Source organism: Labrys okinawensis, from assembly GCF_002982075.1.
Lineage (GTDB): Bacteria > Pseudomonadota > Alphaproteobacteria > Rhizobiales > Labraceae > Labrys > Labrys okinawensis_A.
The window spans coordinates 52763-74707 of the sequence record NZ_PUEJ01000016.1; the positions used below are offsets into that span (position 1 = coordinate 52763).

Here is a 21945-nt window from a genome sequence, read left to right on the forward strand (position 1 = left end):
TCACGGGACGATGTGACGGGACGGAGCGGCGAGGCCGCGCCATCCGAGTTGCTTGTTGGCCTTGGCGCCTGCGGCCAGGCGGCATGAACGGGGCAGCTCAATGCCGTCGACGGAACTTCTCGACGGTTTCGCGAACATGATTGCTGCCATCGGACCGGCGGTAAAGTCGTTCTGGCTGCAGGTCATGGCGAGTTCCTCACGGCACGATTTCATAACGCATGGTCGCGACGGAGCGTCCGACCGCCTTGGCATTGGCCTTGACACCGTCCGCATTGGCGGGCCTGGCGAGGCTGTCGGCAAGTTCGGGCAGGACCGAGCCGTTGACCTCGTCCTGCGGGATCACATCGATCTTGCGCGTGACGAAGCCTTTCGACAGTTTCAGAGGATCGACCGCAACCAGCGCCAGGACTGTACCTTTTGTCACAGAGGTCGCATCGAAGCGCATGCCGTAGCTGGCATCGGGCACCATGATCGGGCTGCCGGCGCGAATGCGGCCATCCTTGCCATGAGCGGCGGCGATCGCATTGGGAAAGAGCTGCACCACCTCGCCCTCGTCGGAGACCGAGAGCAGGATCAGGAAGCCGTCCTGCGACGAGGTCACCTTGAAGCGCATGTCCCTGGTGCCCAAACGCACCGGCGAAGGCGGGAACTGCTCCACGGTAACGCTGTCGGACAGTCTGGCGCCCAAGAGATCGAGGATCTTGTCCGCCGTCGGCTTGCCCTGGTTGAGCGCCTCGCCACTGCCTGTCTTGTCGGCCGCGACCTTGAGGGCGGCCCCCTCCCCCGACAGCATCGGCGTCAGGCCCATCTCGCAACGGTCGCGATGGCGCCCACAATAGGCGGATGACTGCGCCCGCACATAGTCGAGCAGCTCCTGGTTCGAGACGGTGCCGTTGCCATTGGTGTCGGCCAGCCCCTTCTCGATGCCGTCGGCGAAGGCGGTGGTGAAGACGCCGCGATAGGCGGGCGCGGGTTCCTCGTCGACCAGGGCGGTCTGGGCGGGCGAAACCGCCTGCCACTTGACGAAATCCAGGCCCGCCGGCTCGGGCACCGCCACCGGCTCCTCCCCGAGAGCGGGCTCGACCACGATCGAACGGGTGGAGCCGTCGAGTTGCGGCGAGCGGGCCGCCGGGTTGCCCCCGCCGCTGGCCTCCACGCTGATCGCCCGCGTCACCGTGCCGGCATGGCTGGAATCGATCACCTCCGTGATCCGGCGGCCGGCCAGCCGGCCGAGCTGCCGGTCGATCTCGCTGCGGCTCAGTGCATTGCCGAAACCGCCCGGCTTGGCGGCGGCATCGAACGGCAGGAGGATGTCCTCACGCCCGCTACCGGTCTTGGCGGACTGGCCCTGGCCGGCGAAATAGAAGAACACCCGCTCTCCCGGCTTGCTACGGCCGAGCCAGTCCCGCAGTCCCGCGAGGATCGCCGTGCCGGTGGCCTGATCGTCGACGAGGAGCTGGATATCGTCCTTGCCATAGCCAAGCGTACCCGTCAGCAGCCCCTGCATGCGCAGGGCATCGGCGCGGGCGCCGCCTCCGAGCTCGGCCGAAAGCCTGCTGTCCCGGTAGCTATCGATGCCGACGATCAGGGCCTTGTCGGCCAGGGCCGGACCGGCGGTCATCAGGGCCGCCAAGCATACGATGATCTGGCACACGGCGATCGGGCCCGCGGCGATCTGAAGGTGCCGCATGAAGCGCATCATGGCGTCCCCGCGCTGGTGAAGACATTGGCGATGCCGACCGTGACCGACTGACCGCTCAGGGCGTTCTTCAGCGTGTCGGGCAGATCCTGGGCGGCCTGCGGGCTCGACAATTTCTGCAGGGCGGTATGGAGCTGGTCCAGCGGCTGGTCGGACAGGACGGCGACCAGGTGCTCGGCGCCGAAAGGCGGATCGCGCACCTGCAGCGGCAGGGTGAAGGGCTTGCCGCTCCAATCCTCATCGCGCTCGGCCTGGGAGGTCGGATAGAGGAATTCGACCTTGCCGTTGGGCGGCAGGTTGAACAGCGTCATGAAACGGTGGCTGGAGGCGGCGAGGCCCACCGTCAGCTTTTCACCGCGATTGAAGGTACGCGAACCGCCCGCCACTTCGAAAGGCTGGATCGAACCGCCGGCCATGGCCTGCAGGAAGGCGATCGCCCGCCATTTGGCGACGATGCCGCCGAGCCCCGAAGGCTGCACGCCCTCGGCCACCACGCCGGCCACGCGCTTTTCCACGGTGCCGGCCGCCGCATCATAGACGAGGTCGGCGCCGGCCTCGTCATCCACCAGCGTCGCACCGGGGGGAGCATCGGGGAGGCTGCCATTGCGCACGGCAAGCGCGAGCTTGGTATTCGTCGCGGCCTGCTCGGCAACGGCGATCGCCTTCACGATGTCGTCCTGGCTCCCCTTCGGGCCGGCCGCGACGGAGCGGAAGACGGGAATGTCGCGGCTGATGTCGGGGAAGGATTGCGAGACCTGCTGGCTCTGCGTCGCCTGCAGCACGAAAGCGCGCACGAAGGCGACGAGTTCCTTCTCGGTGGTCGTCCCGTCCCCGTCGGCATCGGCCTTGCCCTCCACTGCGCGCGAGAAGGCATAGGACAAGGCGCCGCGCGGCTGGCCGTCGATCGCCACCTCCGGCACCAGCTTGTCGTCGGAAACCCCCGCCAGGAAGGTGAAGGGATCGTTGGCGGCGATCTTGGTGGAGACGTCGGGCACGGGCGGGGCGAATTCCAGCAATTCCTCGCGCGAGATCTTGGCCTGCGGCGTCGCCCGGTAGGTCAGGCTCAGGCTGACCGAGCGATACATCGTGCCGGAGTTGCAGGCATCGATGACGACGACGGGGTAGACCTGCTTGGCCGCCGCCTGCTTGAGCAGCACCGCCATTTCCTTGTCGACGATACGGTTGAGGGCGCCCGGCAGCTTGGGGGCGAAGTCCGTCATCACCAGGATGTTGTTCAAGCCGTCCGGCGAATCGGGATCGTTCGGCTTGCCCGGTTCGCGCGAGCCATGGCCGGCATAGGTGAAGTAGAAGGTGTCGCCGGGCTGGGCCTGGTCCATCAACTCCTTCCAGGCGGCGAGGATATTGGGCTTGGTCGCCTGCTTGTCGGTGAGCAGGGTCAGCTTCTTGACGCCGGCCTTGGTCAGGGCCTGGGCAATGTCCTTGGCGTCGTTGACGGCCCCGTGCAGGGAATTGATCGGCGCTTCATAGGCATCGATCCCCACCACCAGCGCATAGGAATCGGCGGCCAGCGCCGGTGAGGCGAGAGCGAGCCCCGCCCCGGTCAGAACCGCCCTGATCGACGTCAGAATTCTCGGCGCTCGCACCACGTATCGTCCCTGCCTGCAACAAAGCGCGCTTATGAGAAAACGCCGCTTGGTTCTTACCTCTTTGTTTTGACGCGCCCTGCGTGATTCCATCGGGATTCCATCGGGACAGGAGCGCCCCGCCCCGAGAAACCTGCTTGGAGCGTAGCCCGATCAATCGATCGGATCACGCTCCAAGCCCTTGTTTCGACGCATAATCTTGTCCAGGAAGCCGTGCGGCTTCTTGGGATTATGTTCTAGGGCTTCTTCGGCGCCTTGCCCGGGATCGCCGGCAGCGTCACCAGAAAGGCAGCCATCGCCTTGCGGTCGTCGTCACTGAGATGGCCCGTATTCTGGATCACCTCCGCCATGCTGCCACCGGCCGAATCATAGTCAGGCGTAAAGCCATCCTTCAGGAAACTCGCGATCTGCGCCTCGGTCCAGCTGCCGATGCCGTCGGCATGGGGGGTGATGTTGGGCACCCAGCCCTTGCCTTCCGGATCGGGCCCGCCCGAAAACCGTTTATCCGCTTCAATACCGCCAAAGGCGTTGCGCGGGCTGTGACATTCGGAACAGTGGCCGGGACCGAGCACCAGATAGGCGCCGCGATTCCATTCGGCGCTCTTGGACGCATCGGGCTTGAAGGGCTTGTCGTCGAAGAACAGGAACTTCCAGCCGCCGAGCAGACGGCGGATGTTGAAGGGAAAGCCGATCGCATGCGGCTTGTCGACGGTATCGACCGCCGGCAGCGTCTTCATATAGGCATAGAGATCGCGCACATCCTCCAGCTTCATATGGGCATAGGAGGTGTAGGGCAGGGCCGGATAGAGATGCTCGCCCTCGCGCCCGACGCCGCGCTGCAGCGCATTGACGAATTCGAGTTCGCTCCAGGCGCCGATGCCTTGTTTGGCATCGGGGGAAATATTGGGGGCGTAGAACGTGCCGAAGGGCGAGCCCAGAGCCAGGCCGCCGCCGAGCTTGAGCCGATCCTCCTGGCCGGGGGACTTATGGCAGGAGACGCAACCGCCGATATTGAAGATGGTCTCGCCATTGGCGAGGTCCGGCTTGTAATCCGCTGAGAGAGCTGAGGCCGGCAAGGGCGAGGGTTGCGTGACGAACCAGAACACGCCCAGCCCGATCAGGCCAAGCACCACCAACCCACCGAGTATTCGCTTCAGTGACATCCGGGAAAGCCCCCTTTTCCGGCTTGAACGCCATTGTCCAGGCCTGTCTCGCCCGACAGCCGCCGCCCCGGTTTTATTCCCGGCGCGTGCCCGCCCGCAGGTTTCCCGGCCCTTATCGTCTTTTGACCCGGCCGTCCCGCCCCCGGAGCGTTTTGTAATTTGAACGACCGGTTCAAATTACAAAACGCTCCGGATGTCCCGGGTCATCGAGGCATCGCGCGGCGCGGCGGGACCCGCCAGGCGCCGCGCAGACGCCTTCAAAACGACATTACCGGGACGAGCCCGGCAATGTCAGCTTGAGATCAAGTCTGGGTGAAGCATCCCCGGCAGGTCTGCTCGAACCTCAGTTCTTCTTGATGCGGTAGGTGCCGTGGCAGGCGTTGCAGTTGGAGGCAACCGTGCCGAAAGCCTTGGCGAAGCTGGCCTGGTCGGCCGCGGCGAGGGCGGCGGTTGCATCGGTGCCGAGCTTGGCGGCCGCGGCCTTGAAGCCGGCCTGGTCTTCCCAGATCTTCGGCGCAGCCGTGGTCGGATCGGTGCCGCCGGTCTTGCTGTCATCCGGGAAGAGCGCGGGCAGCTTGGCCGAGTCGTCGACATAGACCTGCAGCAGGGCCTTGACCTTGGCCGCGTCGAACGGCGTCTCGCCCTTGGCGACCGCCGCCAGTTCCTTGGTGTTCTTGGCCATGGTCTTCATCAAGGCCTGACGATCCTCGATCGGGCCGGCGAAAGCCGAGGCGGCGCCGGCGGCAACCAGAGCGGCGGCAATAACGAAACGTTTCATACAGTTCTCCCTCACATGGGCAAAACGACGCGGTGGCAAATAGCACCTCGTTTTTGTTTCAATCGCAAGTGGGTAGCTTTGAATTATTTCAAATCATACGGCGGATTTTGCGCTTGACCTTCGCGGATGTCATGGTCGCGTCATGCCGCGAGATGAATGCCGGCAGCGGGACGGACCTCCCTGGCGCCCGACAATTGGCCGGTACCGTCGATCAAAAAAGTATCACTCTTGGCGCCGAAGGCTGGTAGCTAGCGCCGCCGCGTTGCAGTAGGCTCCCTGGTACCGGGCAAACCTCAACAAGAAGCCAAGCCCGGTCGGCCTGGGATGTGGGAGGCGAGAACGATGGAGCCACAGCTCGAACTGGTGCAGATTCACAGCGGCGAATCCTTCATCGTCTGGGCGCATGGCTACCCCTTCCGCACGGTTCGCTGGCATTTTCATCCCGAATACGAAATTCACCTGATCACCGATACGACGGGGCATTATTTCGTCGGCGATTTCATCGGCGACTTCGTCCCCGGCAATCTGGTGATGACGGGTCCCAACCTGCCGCACAACTGGATCAGCGACGTCCCGGAGGGCACCACAATCCCCCGCCGCTGCATCGTGCTGCAATTCACTCAGACCTTCATCGAATCCTGCATCGGCGTCTTCCCGGAACTCGAGGCGGTGGCCGCCCTGCTCGACGAGAGCCGGCGCGGCCTGCTGTTCCGGGCTGCGACCGGCGAGACCGCCCGGAGGATCATGACGGCGCTTCTCAACGCCCATGGCGCCGAGCGCATCGCTCTGTTCGTGCAGTTGCTCGGCCTGCTCACCGCCGACAAGGGCCGCAAGAATCTCACCAGCGCGGGCTATCTGCCCGACCCCTCGGCCTATATGTCCGGCGGCATGAACCGGGCGCTCGCCTATGTCGGCGAACATCTCGACGGCAATATGAGCGAGAGCGCCATCGCCGCCATTGCCGGCATGACGCCGGGCGGCTTCTCGCGTGCCTTCAAGCGCCATACCGGCATGACCTTCGTGCACTATGTCAATCGCATGCGCATCAATCTGGCCTGCCAGCTGCTGATGAGCGAGAAGAGCCCGGTGACCGACATCTGCTTCCGGATCGGCTTCAACAATCTGTCGAATTTCAACCGGCACTTCGCCCTGCAGAAAGGCATGTCGCCGAGCCGCTTCCGCGCCCTGTTCAACGAAAACCGCACCGCCAATTTCGCGGCGTGACGGCGGCTTCGTCGCCCGGAGCGCCGCAACAAACACAATCGATATCCAGCACAGAGGAACGCCATGCCCGCCAGCAATTCGAGAATGACGGCCATCGTCTGCCACGGTCCCGAGGACTACCGGGTCGAGGAGGTCGGCCGCCCGGTGGCCGGCCAGAACGAACTGGTCGTGAAGATCGGGGCCTGCGGCATCTGCGCCAGCGACTGCAAATGCTGGTCTGGCGCCGCCATGTTCTGGGGCGGCAAGAATCCCTATGTGAAGCCGCCCGTCATTCCGGGGCATGAATTCTTCGGTTATGTCGAGGAACTGGGGCCGGGGGCGGCCGAGCATTTCGGCGTGAAGGCCGGCGACATGGTGATCGCCGAGCAGATCGTGCCCTGCGACCGCTGCCGCTATTGCCGCTCGGGCAGCTACTGGATGTGCGAGGTGCACAACATCTTCGGCTTCCAGCGCGAGGTCGCCGATGGCGGCATGAGCGAATATATGAAGTTCCCGTCCACGGCGCGCGTGCACAAGATCCCGGCGGAAATGCCGCTGGCCGATGCCGCGGTGATCGAGCCCTTGTCCTGCGCCATCCACACGGTGCAGCGCGGCGACATCCAGCTCGCCGACGTGGTGGTGATCGCCGGCGCCGGCCCGCTCGGCCTGCTGATGACGCAGGTCGCCCGGCTGAAGACGCCCAAGAAGCTGGTGGTGGTCGACCTGATGGAAGACCGGCTGGAACTCGCCCGGGGCTTCGGGGCCGACGTCACCATCAACCCCAAGACGCAGGACGTCGACGAGGTCGTGCGCTCCCTCACCGACGGCTATGGCTGCGACGTCTATATCGAGACCACCGGCCATCCCAGCGGCGTCACCCAGGGCCTGCAGATCATCCGCAAGCTCGGGCGCTTCGTGGAATTTTCGGTGTTCGGCAAGGAAACCTCGGCGGACTGGTCGATCATCGGCGACCGCAAGGAGCTCGATATCCGCGGCGCCCATCTCGGCCCCTATTGCTATCCGATCGCCATCGACCTGCTGACGCGCGGGCTGGTGACATCGAAGGGCATCGTCACCCATCAATACGACCTGACCGACTGGGACGAGGCGCTCAAGCTCGCCAACTCGACCGACTCGATCAAGGTGCTGCTGACGCCGGGATACCGCCGTTAGGCTCTGACAGCGACACTTCCCGCTCGGCGGCATCCACCCTTCCGCCCGGCGGGTCAAAGCATCGGCAGGGATCGTCCCCCGTCTTCTCTCCCAAGCAGAGGGACGAACCCTGCCCGAGGGCCGGTGCTTCTTGCGTCCCGGCGCGCCGGCCCTCATATCTTGCCGAAACGGGCACCTGTTTCGCCCCCGGATCCGCATGAACTATCTCGCCCATCTCCTGCTCTCGCCGCCCGATGCGGCGTTCAGGGTCGGCAATCTCCTGCCCGACCTGCTGCGGCTGCCGCAGCTCGAACAGTTCGAGGGCCGTTATCGCAACGGCATCGAGCTGCATCGGCGCATCGACGCCTTCACCGATGCCCATCCCCTCACGCGGCACAGCCGCCAACGTCTTTGGCCGACCTTCCGGCGCTTTTCCGGCGTGATCGTCGACGTCGTCTACGACCACTGCCTGATCCAGCGCTGGGAGCGCTATCACCGGCAGCCCCTGCCGATATTCCTGGCCGAGGTGCGGGCCTCCTTGCCCGCCACGCGCGCCGACCTGCCGGACAAGGCCTATCGGCGTATCGATTCCCTCACGCAATGGCTCGGCGACTACGAGACGATGGAAGGCGTCAGCACCGCCATGACCCATCTCGGCAAGCGCCTGCGCCGGCCGGTGGAATTCGTCGGGCTCCAGACTGTGCTGGAACAGCAGCAGCAGGGATTTCTCGAGGATTTCGACGCCTTCTTCCCCGATCTCCTCGCCATGGCCGAGAGCGCCATGAATGGCGGCGCTCAAAAGTAATCTAATTGTAATGATGCCTTAGAGCCTCGTTAACATCTGTGCCCAAACATTGTCACGCGGGGGCAAGAACGAGGAATTCATGCAAACATGACTCAACTATCGATTTTCGCGCTGGTCATTTTCGCTCTTTCGACCACAGGTGTACTTGCGTCATCACCAAAATCTTTAGGCGTATTCGGCAAATGGAGCACGTGGTCCTATACTGATAACTCAGGGAACCACTGTTTTATCTATTCTAGCCCGATCAGCAAAGAGCCCGCATCGCTCAATCATGGCGATGTTTCCTTCTTCATTCGTGCCGCCAGGCAGGCGGAGGCCCGCAGCGAGGCGAGCCTGCAGACCGGCTATGCCCTTGCCGGCAATGCCGACATCCTGGTCAATGTGGGAGCTCAGCCCTTCCACATGATCTCATCCGGCAATGGCGCCTGGCTGCGGCGGTCGGGCACGCGGGAGACGGAATTCCTCGCCGCCCTCAAGCAGGAGCGCACCATGACCGTCGACGCGGTCTCGGGCCGGGGCAACAAGACCCATTACGTCTTTTCGCTCGATGGCGTGACCAAGGCGATGGCCCGCCTGCGCCAAGCGTGCCCCTAAGGGGTAATGCTGGATCTTCGAATTCGCACGGCCTTTGTCATAGCCTGGCTCGACCCGGCTATGACAACAGTCGGGCCCGCCGGTCTTTCGGGGTCGCCAAAGACAATCCGATCATCGTTAACGGCCGCAGGAGCTCCCGTAAGGAAAGATTCACTATCCGCACGATAGTCTGAGGCCCTGTAAGTGTCTCCTGTTGCGTTTGAGTGATTTCATGACCTCCTCCTGGCTTTCCTTTTCGTTCCAGAACCGGGAGACTTCGTCCCGCCGCGCTTCTTCGCGAATTGGAAGTTCGAGAACGGGATGGTCCGGCGCCCCGCTGCGCGGTCTGGTCGCCATTCGGCGCCTGGGTGCCCTGACCTCCGCCCTTGTCGTCGCCTTCACCCTCCCGGCTTTCGCCAACGAGGAGCCCAACTATTCCCCGCGCACCTATGAGCTGACACTCAGGGCGATCTCCGCCTATGAGGAGATCGCCGACAATGGCGGCTGGCAGGCCCTGCCGCCGGCGGCCGCCGGCCTGAGGATCGGCGCCAGGGGCAAGTTCGCCAAGGCCCTGCGCGACCGCCTGACCGCCACCCGCGACCTCGATCCGTCCCTGCCCGCCAGCAGCGAGTTCGACCAGGCCACCCAGGATGCGCTCAAGCGCTTCCAGGCCCGGCACGGCCTGAGCGAGACCGGCTCGGTCGGCCGCCTGACCATGCTGGCGCTCAACGTACCGGTGGAGCAGCGGCTGCGCGAGCTCGACGCCTCCGCCAACCGCCTGGCTGCCCTCAAATTCAAGTTCGGCGAGCGCTACATCGTCTCCAACATTCCCGCCGCCGCCCTGGAGGCGGTCGACAATGGCGTGGTGGCGCGCACCTACACCACTGTGGTCGGCCGTCCCGACCGCGCCTCGCCGACCCTGCAGACCAAGGTCATCGCCATCAACATCCTGCCCTACTGGAACGCGCCGCAGTCGATCTTCAAGGCCGACATCATGCCCAAGCTCCAGAAGGATCCGGGCTATCTGAAGGCCAACCATATCCGGCTCTATCGCGGCCGCCAGGAGATCGATCCGGCCACCGTGGACTGGAGCAAGGCGCGTGCTTCCGATTTCCTCGCCAAGCAGGATCCCGGCGTGTGGAACTCGCTCGGCTTCCTGCGCATCGACATGCCCAACTCCGACGCCGTCTACATGCACGACACCTCCCATCGCGAGCTCTTCCGCAACGATGTGCGCTTCCAGTCCTCGGGCTGCATCCGCGTCGCCGGCGCGCAGGATCTCGCCGCCTGGATCATGGAGGGCTCCGAATGGAGCGGCCAGGCCATCCAGGACCAGATCGATTCCGGCGAGCCCAAGACTATCAAGCCGGCCAAGCCGATTCCCGTGGCCTGGGTCTATCTGACCGGCTGGGGCGGCCCCGACGGCAGCGTGCAGTTCCGCCCGGACGTCTACAATTTCGACACGCCGGCCGATCAGCTCGTGGCCAAGGACGCCAACGCCCAGCCCACTCCGGTGGATCGCACCGGCTCGGTGCCGGTGGCGCCACCGAGGGCCGCCAGCCCGGCGACGCCCAAACCCATTTCCGCCAAACCCGCTTCGGTGCCTGCCGCCCCGGCCAAGCCGGCCGCCGTCAAGCCCGTGAGCGCCAAGATCGTGAGCGTGAAGGCACCTGCCAGCAGGACGGTGACGGTCAAGACCATTCCCGTCTCGGTCAGCCTGCCGGCGGACTGATCGCCCCCCCTGCCTCACCGCCCTTCCGCGCGACGCCCCCGCTCCGATGCCGGGGCGTTGCGCTTTTCAAGGCATACGGATTTTGGTGGGTGGAATCACCCCTTTCCACGGCGGCGCGCGGAAGCGAGCCATTCGTGCTAAGCTGGCGGTCAAACCGATGGCGGGTGCTGGCCATGTTGGAAGCGGACAAGCTGTTCACGGGCTCCATTCCGGAAAACTACGACCGCTATATGGTGCCGTTGATCTTCGAGCCGTTCGCCGCCGACCTGGCAAGACGGGCCGCCTCCCTGTCGCCCGTCGCAGTCCTCGAAATGGCCGCAGGCACCGGAGCCGTCACCCGCATACTGGCGCCGAAACTGTCTCCCGACGCCCGCTATGCCGTGACCGACCTCAACCAGCCGATGCTCGATTACGCCGCCTCGCGGCAGGCTCCGGACAGCCGCATCAGCTGGCACCGGGCGGATGCCCAGGCATTGCCGTTTGAAGATGCCGCCTTCGATCTTGTCTGCTGCCAGTTCGGCGCGATGTTCTTTCCCGACCGGCCGCAGGCCTATCGCGAAGCAAGGCGGGTCCTCAAACCCGGCGGACACTTCCTGTTCAACGTCTGGGACCGGATCGAGGAGAACATCTTTGCCGATGAGGTGACGAAGGCACTGGCGGAGATGTTCCCGGACGATCCGCCGCGCTTTCTGGCGCGCACGCCGCATGGCTATCACGACACCGGACTGATCCGCAGCGATTTGGAGGACGCCGGCTTTTCCCGCGTGCTGATCGAGACGAGAGCCGAGCAAAGCCGCGCCCCCTCGCCGCGCCTGCCGGCCGTCGCCTATTGCCAGGGAACCCTGCTTCGTACCGAAATCGAGGCCCGGGACGCAGCGAAATTGGAGGCTGCAACCGACCACGCCGCATCCGCGATTGCCGCCAGGCATGGCGATGGCGAGGTGGCCGCCAAGATTCAGGCGCATGTCGTCGTAGCCGCAGTCTAGAGCAAAGCGCGTTCAAGCGTGAACGCTTATTTGCTCTAACTCATTGTTCTGACGCGTCTTTGCGATTCTTGGTGACTCCGTCTAATCGCAAAACGCTCTAGGGCCCGTCTGGTTCATTTGTCATAGCCGGGCTTGCCCCGCTATCCAGAAGCCCCCGCCCACCTGCCAGGCGGCTGGATTGCCGGACCAGGTCCGGCAATGACAAAGCCCGTGCACATTCGCCCGATGCCCAAGTGATCGGCACCCGCCGAACACCGGGCACGGTAACCCGGCAAGAACGCACTTGCCGCGCAGGCCAAACTCCTGTTTGGTCCGCCCATGCCAGACCCACGAAATTCCGCTTCCCAGACCCTGCCGCAACTGCTGGTGACGCCCGGCTTCGCCGATTATCGCCTGGTCGATTGCGGTGAAGGCCGCAAGCTCGAACGCTTCGGCAAGCTCCTCGTCGACCGCCCCGAGCCGCAGGCCATGGGCCGGCGCCTGAAACCCGAGGCCTGGGACAAGGCCGACGCCGTCTTCCTCGGCATGAATGCCGAGGATGAGGGTTCGGACGGGCGCTGGAAATTCGCCCGCCGGGCGGTCGAGACCTTCCCGGTCTCCTATCGCGGCGTCGCCTTCCATGGCCGCTTCACGCCCTTCCGCCATCTCGGCTTCTTTCCCGAGCAGGCGCCGCATTGGGATTACATGATCGAGGCGCTGAACGCCCTGAAACGGCCCGCCCGCGTGCTCAACCTGTTCGGCTATACCGGCGTCGCCTCCCTGCTGGCGGCCAAGCATGGCGCGCAGGTCACCCATGTCGACGCCTCCAAGAAATCGATCGGCTTCGCGCGCGAGAACCAGGCCCTGGCCGGCCTCGCCGACGCGCCGATCCGCTGGATCGTCGATGACGCCATGAAGTTCACCGCGCGCGAGCAGCGCCGCGGCTCACACTATGACGTCGTGCTGCTCGATCCGCCCAAATATGGCCGCGGCCCCGGCGGCGAGGTGTGGGATCTGTTCCGCGACCTGCCCAAGATGCTCGACCTCTGCCGGGCCGTGCTCACCAACAAGCCGGCCTTCGTGATCGTCACCGCCTATGCCATCCGCGCCTCCTTCGTGGCGGTGCACGAGCTCACCCGCGAAGTGTTCGGCGATCTCGGCGGCGACATCACCTCCGGCGAACTCGTCGTCTCCGAAGAAGGCTCGGGGCGCCTGCTCTCCACTTCGCTCTATTCGCGCTGGAGTGCCGCATGAGGCCGAAAGCTTCTACCAATCCGCGGCGGCCTGTCATCCCCGGCGAGGCCGCAGGCAGAGGGAAGGGGATGATGGTTCCCTTCGAAAGGACGCCGGCATGAAGCCCCGCTTTCAACGCCCCCGCCCGGCAGCGCCTGCCGCGCCCGTCTCCCGCGTCGTGACCAGCCTGACCAATCCGCTGATCAAGGACATCCGCGCGCTCGAGATGCGCAAGGTCCGCCAGGAGGCCGGCCTCTTCATCGCCGAAGGGCTGAAGCTGGTGGCCGACGCCATCGAGGCCGGCTGGCCGATCCGTATCCTGGTGCATCGCTCGGGTGAAGAAAAACCGATGCTCACCCGCGCCATCAGGGCCACCCGGCAGGCCGGCGGTGAGGTGCTGGAGGTCACCGGCGAGATCCTGGAAAAACTGTCTCGCCGCGACAATCCGCAGACGGTGATCGGCGTCTTCGAGCAGCGCCTGGAGAAGATCGACAGCGTCAAGATCGCGCGCGATCAGATCTGGATCGGGCTCGACCGGGTGCGCGATCCCGGCAATCTCGGCACGATCATCCGCACCGCCGACGCCGTCGGCGCCGAGGGCATCGTGCTGATCGGCGACACCACCGATCCCTTCGGCATCGAGGCCGTCAGGGCCACCATGGGTTCGATCTTCAATGTCCGCCTGGCGACGGCAACACCGCAGGCCTTCCTCGCCTGGCGCAAGGGCTTCGAGGGCCTCGTGGTCGGCACGCATCTGTCCGGCAGGCATGATTATCGCGAGGTCGCCTATGCCGGCCGCCCCTGCCTCCTGCTGATGGGCAATGAACAGCAGGGCCTGCCCGACGACCTCGCCGCCGCCTGCAGCCACCTCGTCAAGATCCCGATGCGCGGCCAGGCCGATTCGCTCAACCTGGCCGTGGCGACCGGCGTGATGCTGTTCGAGATCGCGCGCGGGCAGCTGAAGCTGGGGTGAGACAGCGTTCATGATCGCCAGGCTGCTCACCGTCGCCGGCCGTCTCGTCCTGGTGCTGGCAGCTGCCCTCATCGCTCTATGGGGCACGCTGGCGCTGTGGTATCGCCTGCCTCTCGGCGAGTTTGGCCGCTATGCCGTGGCGGCCCTGTGGCTCATCCTCGCCTTCCTGGCCCTGGCCGGCCTCCTTGCGGCACGCTGGCGGCTTGCCCTTCCCTTCGTCCTCGCCGCCGCCGCCCTGCTGATCTGGTGGTCCACCATCCAGCCGACCGGCAAGGGCGAGTGGGCGCCCGACGTGGCGCGCCAGTTCACCGCCAGCGTGGAAGGCTCCATGGCGAGGCTTACCAATGTGCGTGATTTCGAGTGGCGCTCCGACACCGATTTCACGCCGCGCTGGGACGATCGCAGCTACGATCTCGACACCATCACCGGCGTCGACCTGTTCGCCTCCTATTGGGCCGGCCCCGCCATCGCCCACACCATGCTGAGCTTCGGCTTTGCGGATGGACGCCACCTCGTCTTCTCGGTCGAGATCAGGCGCCGGAAGGGCGAGGTCTATTCGGCGATCTCCGGCTTCTTCAAGCAGAACGAACTGGTGGTCATCGCCGCCGACGAGCGCGACGTCATCCGCGTGCGTTCCAATGTCAGGGCCGAGGATGTCCAGCTTTTCCGGCTGCGCATCGGTCCGGTCCAGGCCAGGGAGCTGTTCCTCTATCTTGTTTCGGAAGCCAACGCCCTTGCCGCCCAACCCCGCTTCTACAACACGGCGACCACCAACTGCACCACGGTGCCGTTCCACCTCGCCCGGAAACTCGATCCCGGCCTGCCGGTGGACTGGCGCGTGCTCCTCAGCGGCTACCTGCCCGATTATCTCTATGACATCGGCGCCCTCAGCCATCAGGTGCCGCTCAGCGAGCTGCGCCAGCGCGGCCGCATCGACGCGCGCGCCAAGGCCGCCGACAACAGCCCCGACTTTTCCACGCTCATTCGCGTAGACGTCCCGCGGCCTTAGTTTCGCTTCCTATTTCAGCGTCCACACGCTGGTTTTCTTGATCTCCAGATCCTCGAGATCGCGCGAGACCGGCACCTGATAGGTCGCCAGCAGGCTCAGTTCGTCCTTGGGCAGATAGGTCCGGCCGGGATCGCCCACCAGGATGGCGGCGCCGCGCTCGCGCCAACCCTTGAGCCAGGCCAGCACTTCCGCCGAGATCTCGCGATCGTAGAAGATGTCGCCCGCCAGGACGACGTCGACGGGACAATCGAAGCAGCCGAGCATGTTCTCGCCCGAGGGCTCGATCGCCACGCCGTTGAGATCGGCGTTGAGCCGGATAGCCTCCACGGCGAAGGCGTCGATATCGGCGGCAAGGACCTGCGCCGCTCCCGCCTTCATGGCCGCGATCGCCACCAGGCCCGATCCCGAGGCGAAGTCGAGCACGCGGCGGCCGGCGACATGCTCGGGATGGTCGAGGATATAGCGCGCCAGGGCCTGGCCGCCGGCCCAGGCGAAGGCCCAGAAGGGCGGCGGCAATCCCATCTCACCGAGTTCTTCCTCGGTCTTGAGCCAGAGCGGCGTGACCTCGTCGGCGAGATAAAGGCTGATCTCCGGCGCATGCGGCACCGGCAGCGGGCGCGTATTGGCGGCGATGAAGGCTCTGCGGTCTCCAATCGTATCTTTACGATTGCCGATCACAGGCGCAACTGGCGCTCATAGAGGTCGGGCAGATCGTTTTCGAGCAGCACGACGTCCCCGGCCTTCAGATTGCCGCCCATCCAGGCCTGCGCCGCAGCGAAGCTGGCGCATTCCACCACCTGGCCGTCGGGTTTCGCCGCCTTGTAGGCGTCGATGAAATCGCGGATGCGATCGGGCGCCACGGCCAGCAGGATGTCGACGGTCTCGCCGGCCTTGGTGCCGATCTTGCGGTGCTCCTCGGCATGGGCGGCGCCGAGTTCGACCATGCCCGGCGTCACCAGGATGCGCCGACCCTCGCCCGAGACCAGCAGGGGCAGGATCTCCAGGGCCGAGGCAAAACCCGCCGGATTGGAATTATAGGCATCGTCGACGATGACGGTGCCGTCGGCCTGGCGCTTCACCTCGAGGCGATGGCTGATCTGCGGCGTCGAGCGCATGGCGATCTCGGCCGTCTCGGCGTCGATGCCCATGGCCAGCGCCGTGACGAAGGCAATCGCCATGTTGCTGCCGTGATGCAGGCCGTAGAGCGGGGCGGAGAGCTGGTAGTCCTTGCCGAGATAGGTGAGCGAAACCTTGAGCCCGTCCTTTTCCTGCGTGACGGCGTTGATGCGGGCCTCGCTGCCCTCGCCATTGCCGACCAGCACCATCGAGGCGCGGTGGGCATCGGTGAAGTCGCGGGCGTCCTTGAAGGCGAGCACGGCATCGTTGATGATCGCCTTGCCTCCCCGCGCGATCGCCGCGGTCGGCAACTCGAACTTGGTCTTGGCCACGGTATCGAGCGACTTGAAGCGCTCGTAATGCGCCGCGCCGACCGCCGTCACCACCGCGATGTCGGGCGGGGCGAGACGGCAGAGGCGTTCGATCGAACCCGGCCCATAGGCGCCCATCTCCACCACGAAATGGCGGTGATAGGGTTCCAGGCGCTCGCGCACGATGCGGGCGATGCCCATCGGCGTGTTGACCGAGCCGGGCGTGATCAGCGCCGAGCCGGCGCTTTCGAGCAGGTGGCCGAGGATGTGCTTGGTCGAGGTCTTGCCATAGGAGCCGGTGACGCCGACGACCACCGGGGACAGGCGCTTTAGCTTCTCATGCGCCTCGTTCCAGAAGCCCTGCTGGATGCGGTTCTCGCCGGGCTGCAGGATCATCACCGCCGCGACCAGGGCGAAGGGGATCAGCTGGATCAAGAGCACGACCCAGACCGGCGCCACGCCGAAGCCCAACCCGATCAGGCCGATCACCAGCACGAGGGCGAAGGCGACGCGCAGGATGCGGGTGGCGCGCTGCGTCATCGCCAGCTTCTTCTTGCCGGTCTGGCGCGGATCGCGCTCCCGCCGCGCCACCACCAGCAGGATCACCGCGATGAACAGCGCGAGCACCGCTGCCGGTGAGGGATAGAGCTTGGCCATCACCGACAGGAGGACGATGGCGAGGCTCGCCTTGGTGTCGACCACCACATTGTAGAAGAGCCAGTGCAGGAAGCGCCTGCCGTCATATTCCTCCTGCTGGAAGATATGCAGATAGGTCAGGAAGCGCTTCCAGGCGAAGGGGATGAAGGCAGCCAGCACCAGGGCGGCCGCGAGATACGGCGAGTTCAGCACGGGGGCTAGTGTTTCAAGCATAGGGTTGGACGCGATCCGGCAAAGAGGGACAGGCGGGGCGATTGTATGGAAGAGCGCGACGCCGGCTCCCCCCTCGCCCCGCTTGCGGGGAGAGGGTAAGGGTGAGGGGCAGCGCGACCTTCTCCACTATGAATCGGATGGTGTTGCCATGCAGTGGCGAAGCGCTTCGATAACCATAATTTGTGCAGCCCCTCACCCTTACCCTCTCCCCGCAAGCGGGGCGAGGGGACATCGACCTCGCAGCTGCTCCGGTTAGGCTCTCGTCTCGCACAGCCCTTTCCAGCCACGCTTTCACCCCTCCCCCTCCAGGAGTTTGGCAACCGTATGGGCGATCTGGGGACCGCCATCGGAGAGAACGGTGTAGTGGTCGAGGCCCGGCAGGATGCTGACGCTGGCGCCCGGGATGAGCCGGCCCATGCGTTCGCTCATTTCCGGCGGGGCCTGGTCGTCGAGGGCGCCGCAGATGATGCGGACGGGAATGCGGATCGCCTTGATATCCTGGCTCTGGTCCTCGCCGATCACCTTGACGAAAACAGGGCGCATGGCGCCGGCATTGCGGTAGTCGGCCGAACCGAACCTGGCCTTGCGGGCCGAGACATCGACGCCGACTTTTTCGAGAAGCTTGAGCGCCTTGAAGGCGCGCACGCGCAGGAAGATCTTCAGCCGGGTCATCAGGCTGCGGATGGGCTTGAGGCCGTGCGAGCCCACCAGCACCATGCCGTCGAGGATATCGGGATGGCGGGTTGCCAGGCGCAGGCCGACGCGCCCGCCGAAGGAGTGCCCCACCCAGATGCGCCGGCCGCGCGGCAGGGTCCCGAGCCATTCGGCGACGGCATCGGCATAGTCGGCCGTATCCCAGATGCCGGCATGGCCGGTCTCGGGCGGCACCGGGCTCTGGCCGAAACCGGGAAAATCGATCAGGGTATGATGGGCTGCCCGCTCCAGCGAGCCGGCCAGGGCCTGGAAGGCGCGATGATCCTGCCCCCAGCCATGCGCCCAGATGACGTGCGGAACCCCGACCTCGAGCGGCTTGCCCAGTGAGACGATGGCGTGGGGCGCATCCTTGGCTTTGAAGGTGGAGAAGTTCAAGGCAGTCCTTCCGGCAGATCCGTGGTTCCATACCACGCAGCTTGGGGGGCACCGGCCTGGCCTTCATCCTGCAAGGTCAGGATATGGGCCTGCGTTCCCCAATCGAAGTGCCAGAATTCGTACGCATAGTTGGTAAAGCCCACGTTAACCATCGCATTCACCAGAATGCGGCGGTTGACCAGGCGCGTATCGTCGGCGGCGATCTCGCCCCGCTGCAGCAGGCGCTCATAGTGATCGGTATAGGAGCGCTCATGGGCCTCGTCGAAACCGGCGCCGTGGTCGAGCATGGCGCCGCTGGCCGCATCCACCAGCACGACGTCGACGGAGCCGCCGGTGGAATGGATCGGCCAGGTCGTCTCGTCCTCGCGGTCGAAGCGGCGCGGATCGGAGACGAAGGTGCGGACGATCCCCTCCTGCTCGGCGGCGGAAAGCTCGGGGCGCTCGGCCGCCACCTGCTGTTCGAAGAAGGTCCACAGGCCTGCCTGGGTCTCGATCGGCCTGTAGGCGTCGAGCACCTTGAGCCGCAGGCCGAGGTGAGCGACGGCGGCATCGGCCTCGCGCACCAGGCGTGCCACGCTGGCGCGGGCCGCCACCGTCTTCACCGCGCCCGCGATCGGCATGAAATAGGGCGCGTTGCCGCCGTCCGTGCGGGCATACCAGGCCTCGGTGAGCAGCCCCTCCGCCGCCAGGTCGACCAGCGGCTCGTTCCAGCGCGGATCGGCGCGGTCGAAGGGAATCCACCGGTATTCGACGGACGTGCCGTCCGGATCGGGACGGAGACGGAGAGGGGCGCGGAGGTCGGGCATGGCTTGCCGATAGCAGAACGGCATGCCCAGGTCGAGGCAAAGGAAGCGATGCGGCTGGGACCGCGAACGTCCTAGCCGCGGCGCTTCCCGGAAATCACAAAAACTTCGCGGCCACCTTGCCGTGCGCCTCGCGCAGCGCGCCGAGATCCACCCCCACCGGCAGGCCGTCCTCGACGCGCCACTGGCCGGCCACCATCACGCGGTCGGCGCGATGGGCGCCGCAATGGACAAGGGCGGCGATGGGATGATGGGCGCCGGAAAAACGCAATTCGTCCAGCGTGTAGAGCGCCAGGTCCGCTTCCAGGCCCGCCGCGATCGCGCCGATGTCGTCGCGGCCGAGGCAGCGGGCCGAGCCTTCGCTCGCCCAGCGCAGGCAGTCGCGCCAGGAGACGGCCTCGGCGCCATGCGAGAGGCGGTTGATCATCAAAGCGTGGCGCACGCCCTCCATCAGGTTGGAGGAATCGTTGGAGGCAGAGCCGTCGACGCCGAGGCCGACCGGGGCGCCGGCCTTTTCCAGGAGGCCGGTATGGCAGAAGCCGGAAGCGAGCACGGCGTTGGAGGTCGGGCAATGGCAGATGCCGACGCCGTGGCGGCCCAATGTGGTGCAGTCGTCGGCCGTGAAATGGATGCCGTGGGCAAGCCAGGTGCGCGGGGTCATCCAGCCCACCTCGTCGAGGAGCTCGATCGGCCGGCACTTGTAGGTGGCGAGGCAGAAATCGTCCTCGTCATGGGTTTCGGCCAGATGGGTGTGCAGGCGGCAGTCGAAGCGTTCGGCGAGATCGGCCGTCTTGCGCATCAGGCTCCTGGTCACCGAGAAGGGCGAGCAGGGCGAGAAGGCGATGCGCGTCATCGCGCCCGGCCTGGTGTCGTGATAGGCGCTCGCCACCCGTTCGCAATCGGCCAGGATGGTGTCCTCGTCCTGTACGACGGAATCGGGCGGCAGGCCGCCATCCTTCTGCGACAGGTTCATCGATCCGCGCGACACCGTCATGCGGATGCCGAGCCTGCGGGCTTCCTCGACTTCGATGTCGACGGCGTTTTCGAGTCCCTCCGGGAAGACGTAGTGATGATCGGCCGCCGTGGTGCAGCCGGACATCAGGAGCTCGACCAGCGCCAGGCGCACCGACAGGCGGAAGCTGTCGGGATCGAGGCGCGACCAGATCGGATAGAGCGTCTTCAGCCAGGGAAACAGCGGCTGGTCGCAGGCATCGGGATGGGCGCGGGTGAGCGTCTGGTAGAAATGATGATGGGTGTTGACCAGGCCCGGCAGCACGACATGCCTGGACGCATCGAAGACCTTGTCGACGGGCGAGGCCGGCTCGCGCCCGGCCGGCACCAGCTCGACGATGCGGCTGCCCTCGACGACGATGCCGCGCTCGGCGCCCTCGGCGAGAATGGCGAGCGGATCCTTCAGCCACAGGCGCATGAGGTTTCCTCGGATGCTGAGATCGATTGCGCGCATAAGAGCGCGCCCGGCAGGCGAGGCCAAGCGGTATTAAATTGGAAGATGTTTCGCGCAGATCTTCCGGGTGCGCGGGCGCCTCGCCCGTTCTTGAACCGCTGATGTCGGAGCAGCAAGAACGGGCGAGACGCCCGCGCACCCGGAAAAATCAGAAGAACGCCTGGATGCCGGTCTGGGCGCGGCCGAGGATGAGGGCGTGCACGTCATGCGTGCCCTCATAGGTGTTCACCGTCTCCAGGTTCTGCGCCACGCGCAGGACGTGGAACTCGTCGGCGATGCCGTTGCCGCCATGCATGTCGCGGGCGACACGGGCGATGTCGAGTGCCTTGCCGCAATTATTGCGCTTCATCAGGCTGATCGCCGGCGGCGCCGCGGTGTGGGCGTCGAGCAGGCGGCCGAGCTGCAGCGCGCCGAGCAGGCCGAGGGCGATCTCGGTCTGCATGTCGGCGAGCTTCTTCTGCACGAGCTGCGTCGCCGCCAGGGGCCGGCCGAACTGCTTGCGGTCGAGCGTGTATTGGCGGGCGCGATGCCAGCAGAACTCGGCCGCGCCCATGGCGCCCCAGGCGATGCCGTAGCGTGCTTTGTTGAGGCAGCCGAACGGCCCGGACAGGCCTTTCGCGTTCGGCAGCAAATTCTCTTCCGGCACCACGGCGCCCTCGAGCACGATCTCGCCGGTGATCGAGGCGCGCAGCGAGAGCTTGCCCTCGATCTTGGGCGTGGAGAACCCCTTGGTGCCGCGCTCGACGATGAAGCCGCGGATGACGCCGTCCAGCTTGGCCCAGACCACCGCGATGTCGGCGATCGGCGAATTGGTGATCCACATCTTGGTGCCGTCGAGCTGATAGCCGCCGGCGACCTTGACCGCACGGGTCTTCATCGAGCCCGGATCGGAGCCGGCATCGGGCTCGGTGAGGCCAAAGCAGCCGACGAGTTCGCCGCGGGCGAGCTTGGGCAGGTATTTCTTGCGCTGCTCCTCGCTGCCATAGGCATGGATCGGGTGCATCACCAGCGAGGACTGCACCGACATAGCCGAGCGATAGCCCGAATCAACCCGCTCCACCTCGCGAGCCACCAGCCCATAGGCGACATGGCCGAGGCCGGCGCCGCCATAGGTTTCCGGAATCGTGGCGCCGAGCAGGCCGAGTTCGCCCATCTCGGACATGATGGCGCGGTCGAAATCCTCGTCTCGATAGGCCTTGAGCACGCGCGGCATCAGTCTGTCCTGCGCGTAGTCGCGGGCTGTGTCGCGGACCAGCCGCTCTTCTTCCGTCAACAGCGATTCCAGATCGAGCGGATCCGACCAGTCGAAGGCGTCGCTCGCCTTTTTGATCGCGTCGCTGGCGTCATGAAGCTTGATCGCCGCGTCCACCATGGCCATACCCTCCATTGAACAAATTTGGCG

The 21945-nt window shown here is 65.6% G+C and carries 20 protein-coding genes; 9 read left to right on the top strand and 11 right to left on the bottom strand.

Annotated elements, in window-relative coordinates; all coding sequences use genetic code 11:
- The 5 genes from C5L14_RS28790 to C5L14_RS28810 all read right to left on the bottom strand — a co-directional run bounded on the left by C5L14_RS28790 (position 1) and on the right by C5L14_RS28810 (position 5244).
- Positions 1-186: a hypothetical protein gene (locus C5L14_RS28790; RefSeq protein ID WP_105865503.1), complete on the bottom strand. Its 186-nt coding sequence runs from the start codon at positions 184-186 to the stop codon at positions 1-3.
- A gap of 10 nt (positions 187-196) precedes the next feature.
- Positions 197-1690, bottom strand: a complete 1494-nt coding sequence (locus C5L14_RS28795) for a caspase family protein (protein WP_181161373.1) — start codon at positions 1688-1690, stop codon at positions 197-199.
- An 8-nt stretch (positions 1691-1698) separates the two neighbouring features.
- Complete coding sequence (locus C5L14_RS28800) at positions 1699-3303, bottom strand: caspase family protein (protein WP_181161374.1); 1605 nt, start codon at positions 3301-3303, stop codon at positions 1699-1701.
- A 236-nt stretch (positions 3304-3539) separates the two neighbouring features.
- The gene (locus tag C5L14_RS28805) at positions 3540-4466 is read right to left on the bottom strand and encodes a c-type cytochrome (protein WP_105865506.1); all 927 of its coding nucleotides are present in this window, start codon (positions 4464-4466) and stop codon (positions 3540-3542) included.
- Positions 4467-4809: 343 nt separating this feature from the next.
- A complete protein-coding gene (locus tag C5L14_RS28810; protein WP_105865507.1) occupies positions 4810-5244 on the bottom strand; it encodes a c-type cytochrome in 435 nt (144 codons plus the stop codon).
- A gap of 342 nt (positions 5245-5586) precedes the next feature.
- Between C5L14_RS28810 and C5L14_RS28815 the strand changes: the two genes are divergently transcribed.
- The 9 genes from C5L14_RS28815 (at position 5587) to C5L14_RS28860 (ending at position 14889) form a co-directional block, all read left to right on the top strand.
- Positions 5587-6468, top strand: coding sequence for an AraC family transcriptional regulator (locus C5L14_RS28815; RefSeq protein ID WP_105865508.1), 882 nt, complete (start codon positions 5587-5589; stop codon positions 6466-6468).
- A gap of 63 nt (positions 6469-6531) precedes the next feature.
- A complete protein-coding gene (locus C5L14_RS28820; protein WP_105865509.1) occupies positions 6532-7620 on the top strand; it encodes an alcohol dehydrogenase catalytic domain-containing protein in 1089 nt (362 codons plus the stop codon).
- Between the two features lie 196 nt (positions 7621-7816).
- Positions 7817-8404 carry an ACP phosphodiesterase gene (locus C5L14_RS28825; protein ID WP_105865510.1) on the top strand — a complete coding sequence of 196 codons (588 nt, stop codon included), beginning with the start codon at positions 7817-7819 and terminating at the stop codon, positions 8402-8404.
- An 87-nt stretch (positions 8405-8491) separates the two neighbouring features.
- Positions 8492-8998 (top strand): invasion associated locus B family protein, encoded by a 507-nt coding sequence (locus tag C5L14_RS30175; RefSeq protein WP_146127046.1) that lies wholly within the window; start codon positions 8492-8494, stop codon positions 8996-8998.
- A gap of 211 nt (positions 8999-9209) precedes the next feature.
- Positions 9210-10709 carry a L,D-transpeptidase family protein gene (locus C5L14_RS28840; RefSeq protein ID WP_105865513.1) on the top strand — a complete coding sequence of 500 codons (1500 nt, stop codon included), beginning with the start codon at positions 9210-9212 and terminating at the stop codon, positions 10707-10709.
- A 173-nt stretch (positions 10710-10882) separates the two neighbouring features.
- On the top strand, positions 10883-11695 hold the full coding sequence (locus tag C5L14_RS28845) for a class I SAM-dependent methyltransferase (RefSeq protein ID WP_105865558.1): 813 nt from the start codon (positions 10883-10885) through the stop codon (positions 11693-11695).
- A gap of 318 nt (positions 11696-12013) precedes the next feature.
- Positions 12014-12928, top strand: a complete 915-nt coding sequence (locus C5L14_RS28850; protein ID WP_105865514.1) for a class I SAM-dependent methyltransferase — start codon at positions 12014-12016, stop codon at positions 12926-12928.
- 97 nt (positions 12929-13025) lie between these two features.
- Positions 13026-13880: a TrmH family RNA methyltransferase gene (locus C5L14_RS28855; protein ID WP_105865515.1), complete on the top strand. Its 855-nt coding sequence runs from the start codon at positions 13026-13028 to the stop codon at positions 13878-13880.
- 10 nt (positions 13881-13890) lie between these two features.
- A complete protein-coding gene (locus C5L14_RS28860) occupies positions 13891-14889 on the top strand; it encodes a DUF4105 domain-containing protein (RefSeq protein WP_105865516.1) in 999 nt (332 codons plus the stop codon).
- A gap of 9 nt (positions 14890-14898) precedes the next feature.
- Here the strand turns inward: C5L14_RS28860 and C5L14_RS28865 are convergent, their stop codons facing one another.
- From C5L14_RS28865 to C5L14_RS28890, 6 genes are all read right to left on the bottom strand, one after another.
- Positions 14899-15567 carry a class I SAM-dependent methyltransferase gene (locus tag C5L14_RS28865; RefSeq protein WP_245443639.1) on the bottom strand — a complete coding sequence of 223 codons (669 nt, stop codon included), beginning with the start codon at positions 15565-15567 and terminating at the stop codon, positions 14899-14901.
- Positions 15564-17165: a Mur ligase family protein gene (locus C5L14_RS28870; RefSeq protein ID WP_209433785.1), complete on the bottom strand. Its 1602-nt coding sequence runs from the start codon at positions 17163-17165 to the stop codon at positions 15564-15566. Before C5L14_RS28870 ends, C5L14_RS28865 begins: the two co-directional genes overlap by 4 nt.
- 312 nt (positions 17166-17477) lie before the next feature.
- The gene (locus tag C5L14_RS28875; protein WP_181161375.1) at positions 17478-18275 is read right to left on the bottom strand and encodes an alpha/beta fold hydrolase; all 798 of its coding nucleotides are present in this window, start codon (positions 18273-18275) and stop codon (positions 17478-17480) included.
- On the bottom strand, positions 18272-19081 hold the full coding sequence (locus tag C5L14_RS28880; RefSeq protein WP_181161376.1) for a M15 family metallopeptidase: 810 nt from the start codon (positions 19079-19081) through the stop codon (positions 18272-18274). The genes C5L14_RS28875 and C5L14_RS28880 overlap by 4 nt, the downstream gene beginning before the upstream one ends.
- 94 nt (positions 19082-19175) lie before the next feature.
- Positions 19176-20507, bottom strand: coding sequence for an 8-oxoguanine deaminase (locus C5L14_RS28885; protein ID WP_105865520.1), 1332 nt, complete (start codon positions 20505-20507; stop codon positions 19176-19178).
- Between the two features lie 184 nt (positions 20508-20691).
- Positions 20692-21915 carry an acyl-CoA dehydrogenase gene (locus C5L14_RS28890; protein ID WP_105865560.1) on the bottom strand — a complete coding sequence of 408 codons (1224 nt, stop codon included), beginning with the start codon at positions 21913-21915 and terminating at the stop codon, positions 20692-20694.
- Between the last annotated feature and the right edge of the window lie 30 nt (positions 21916-21945).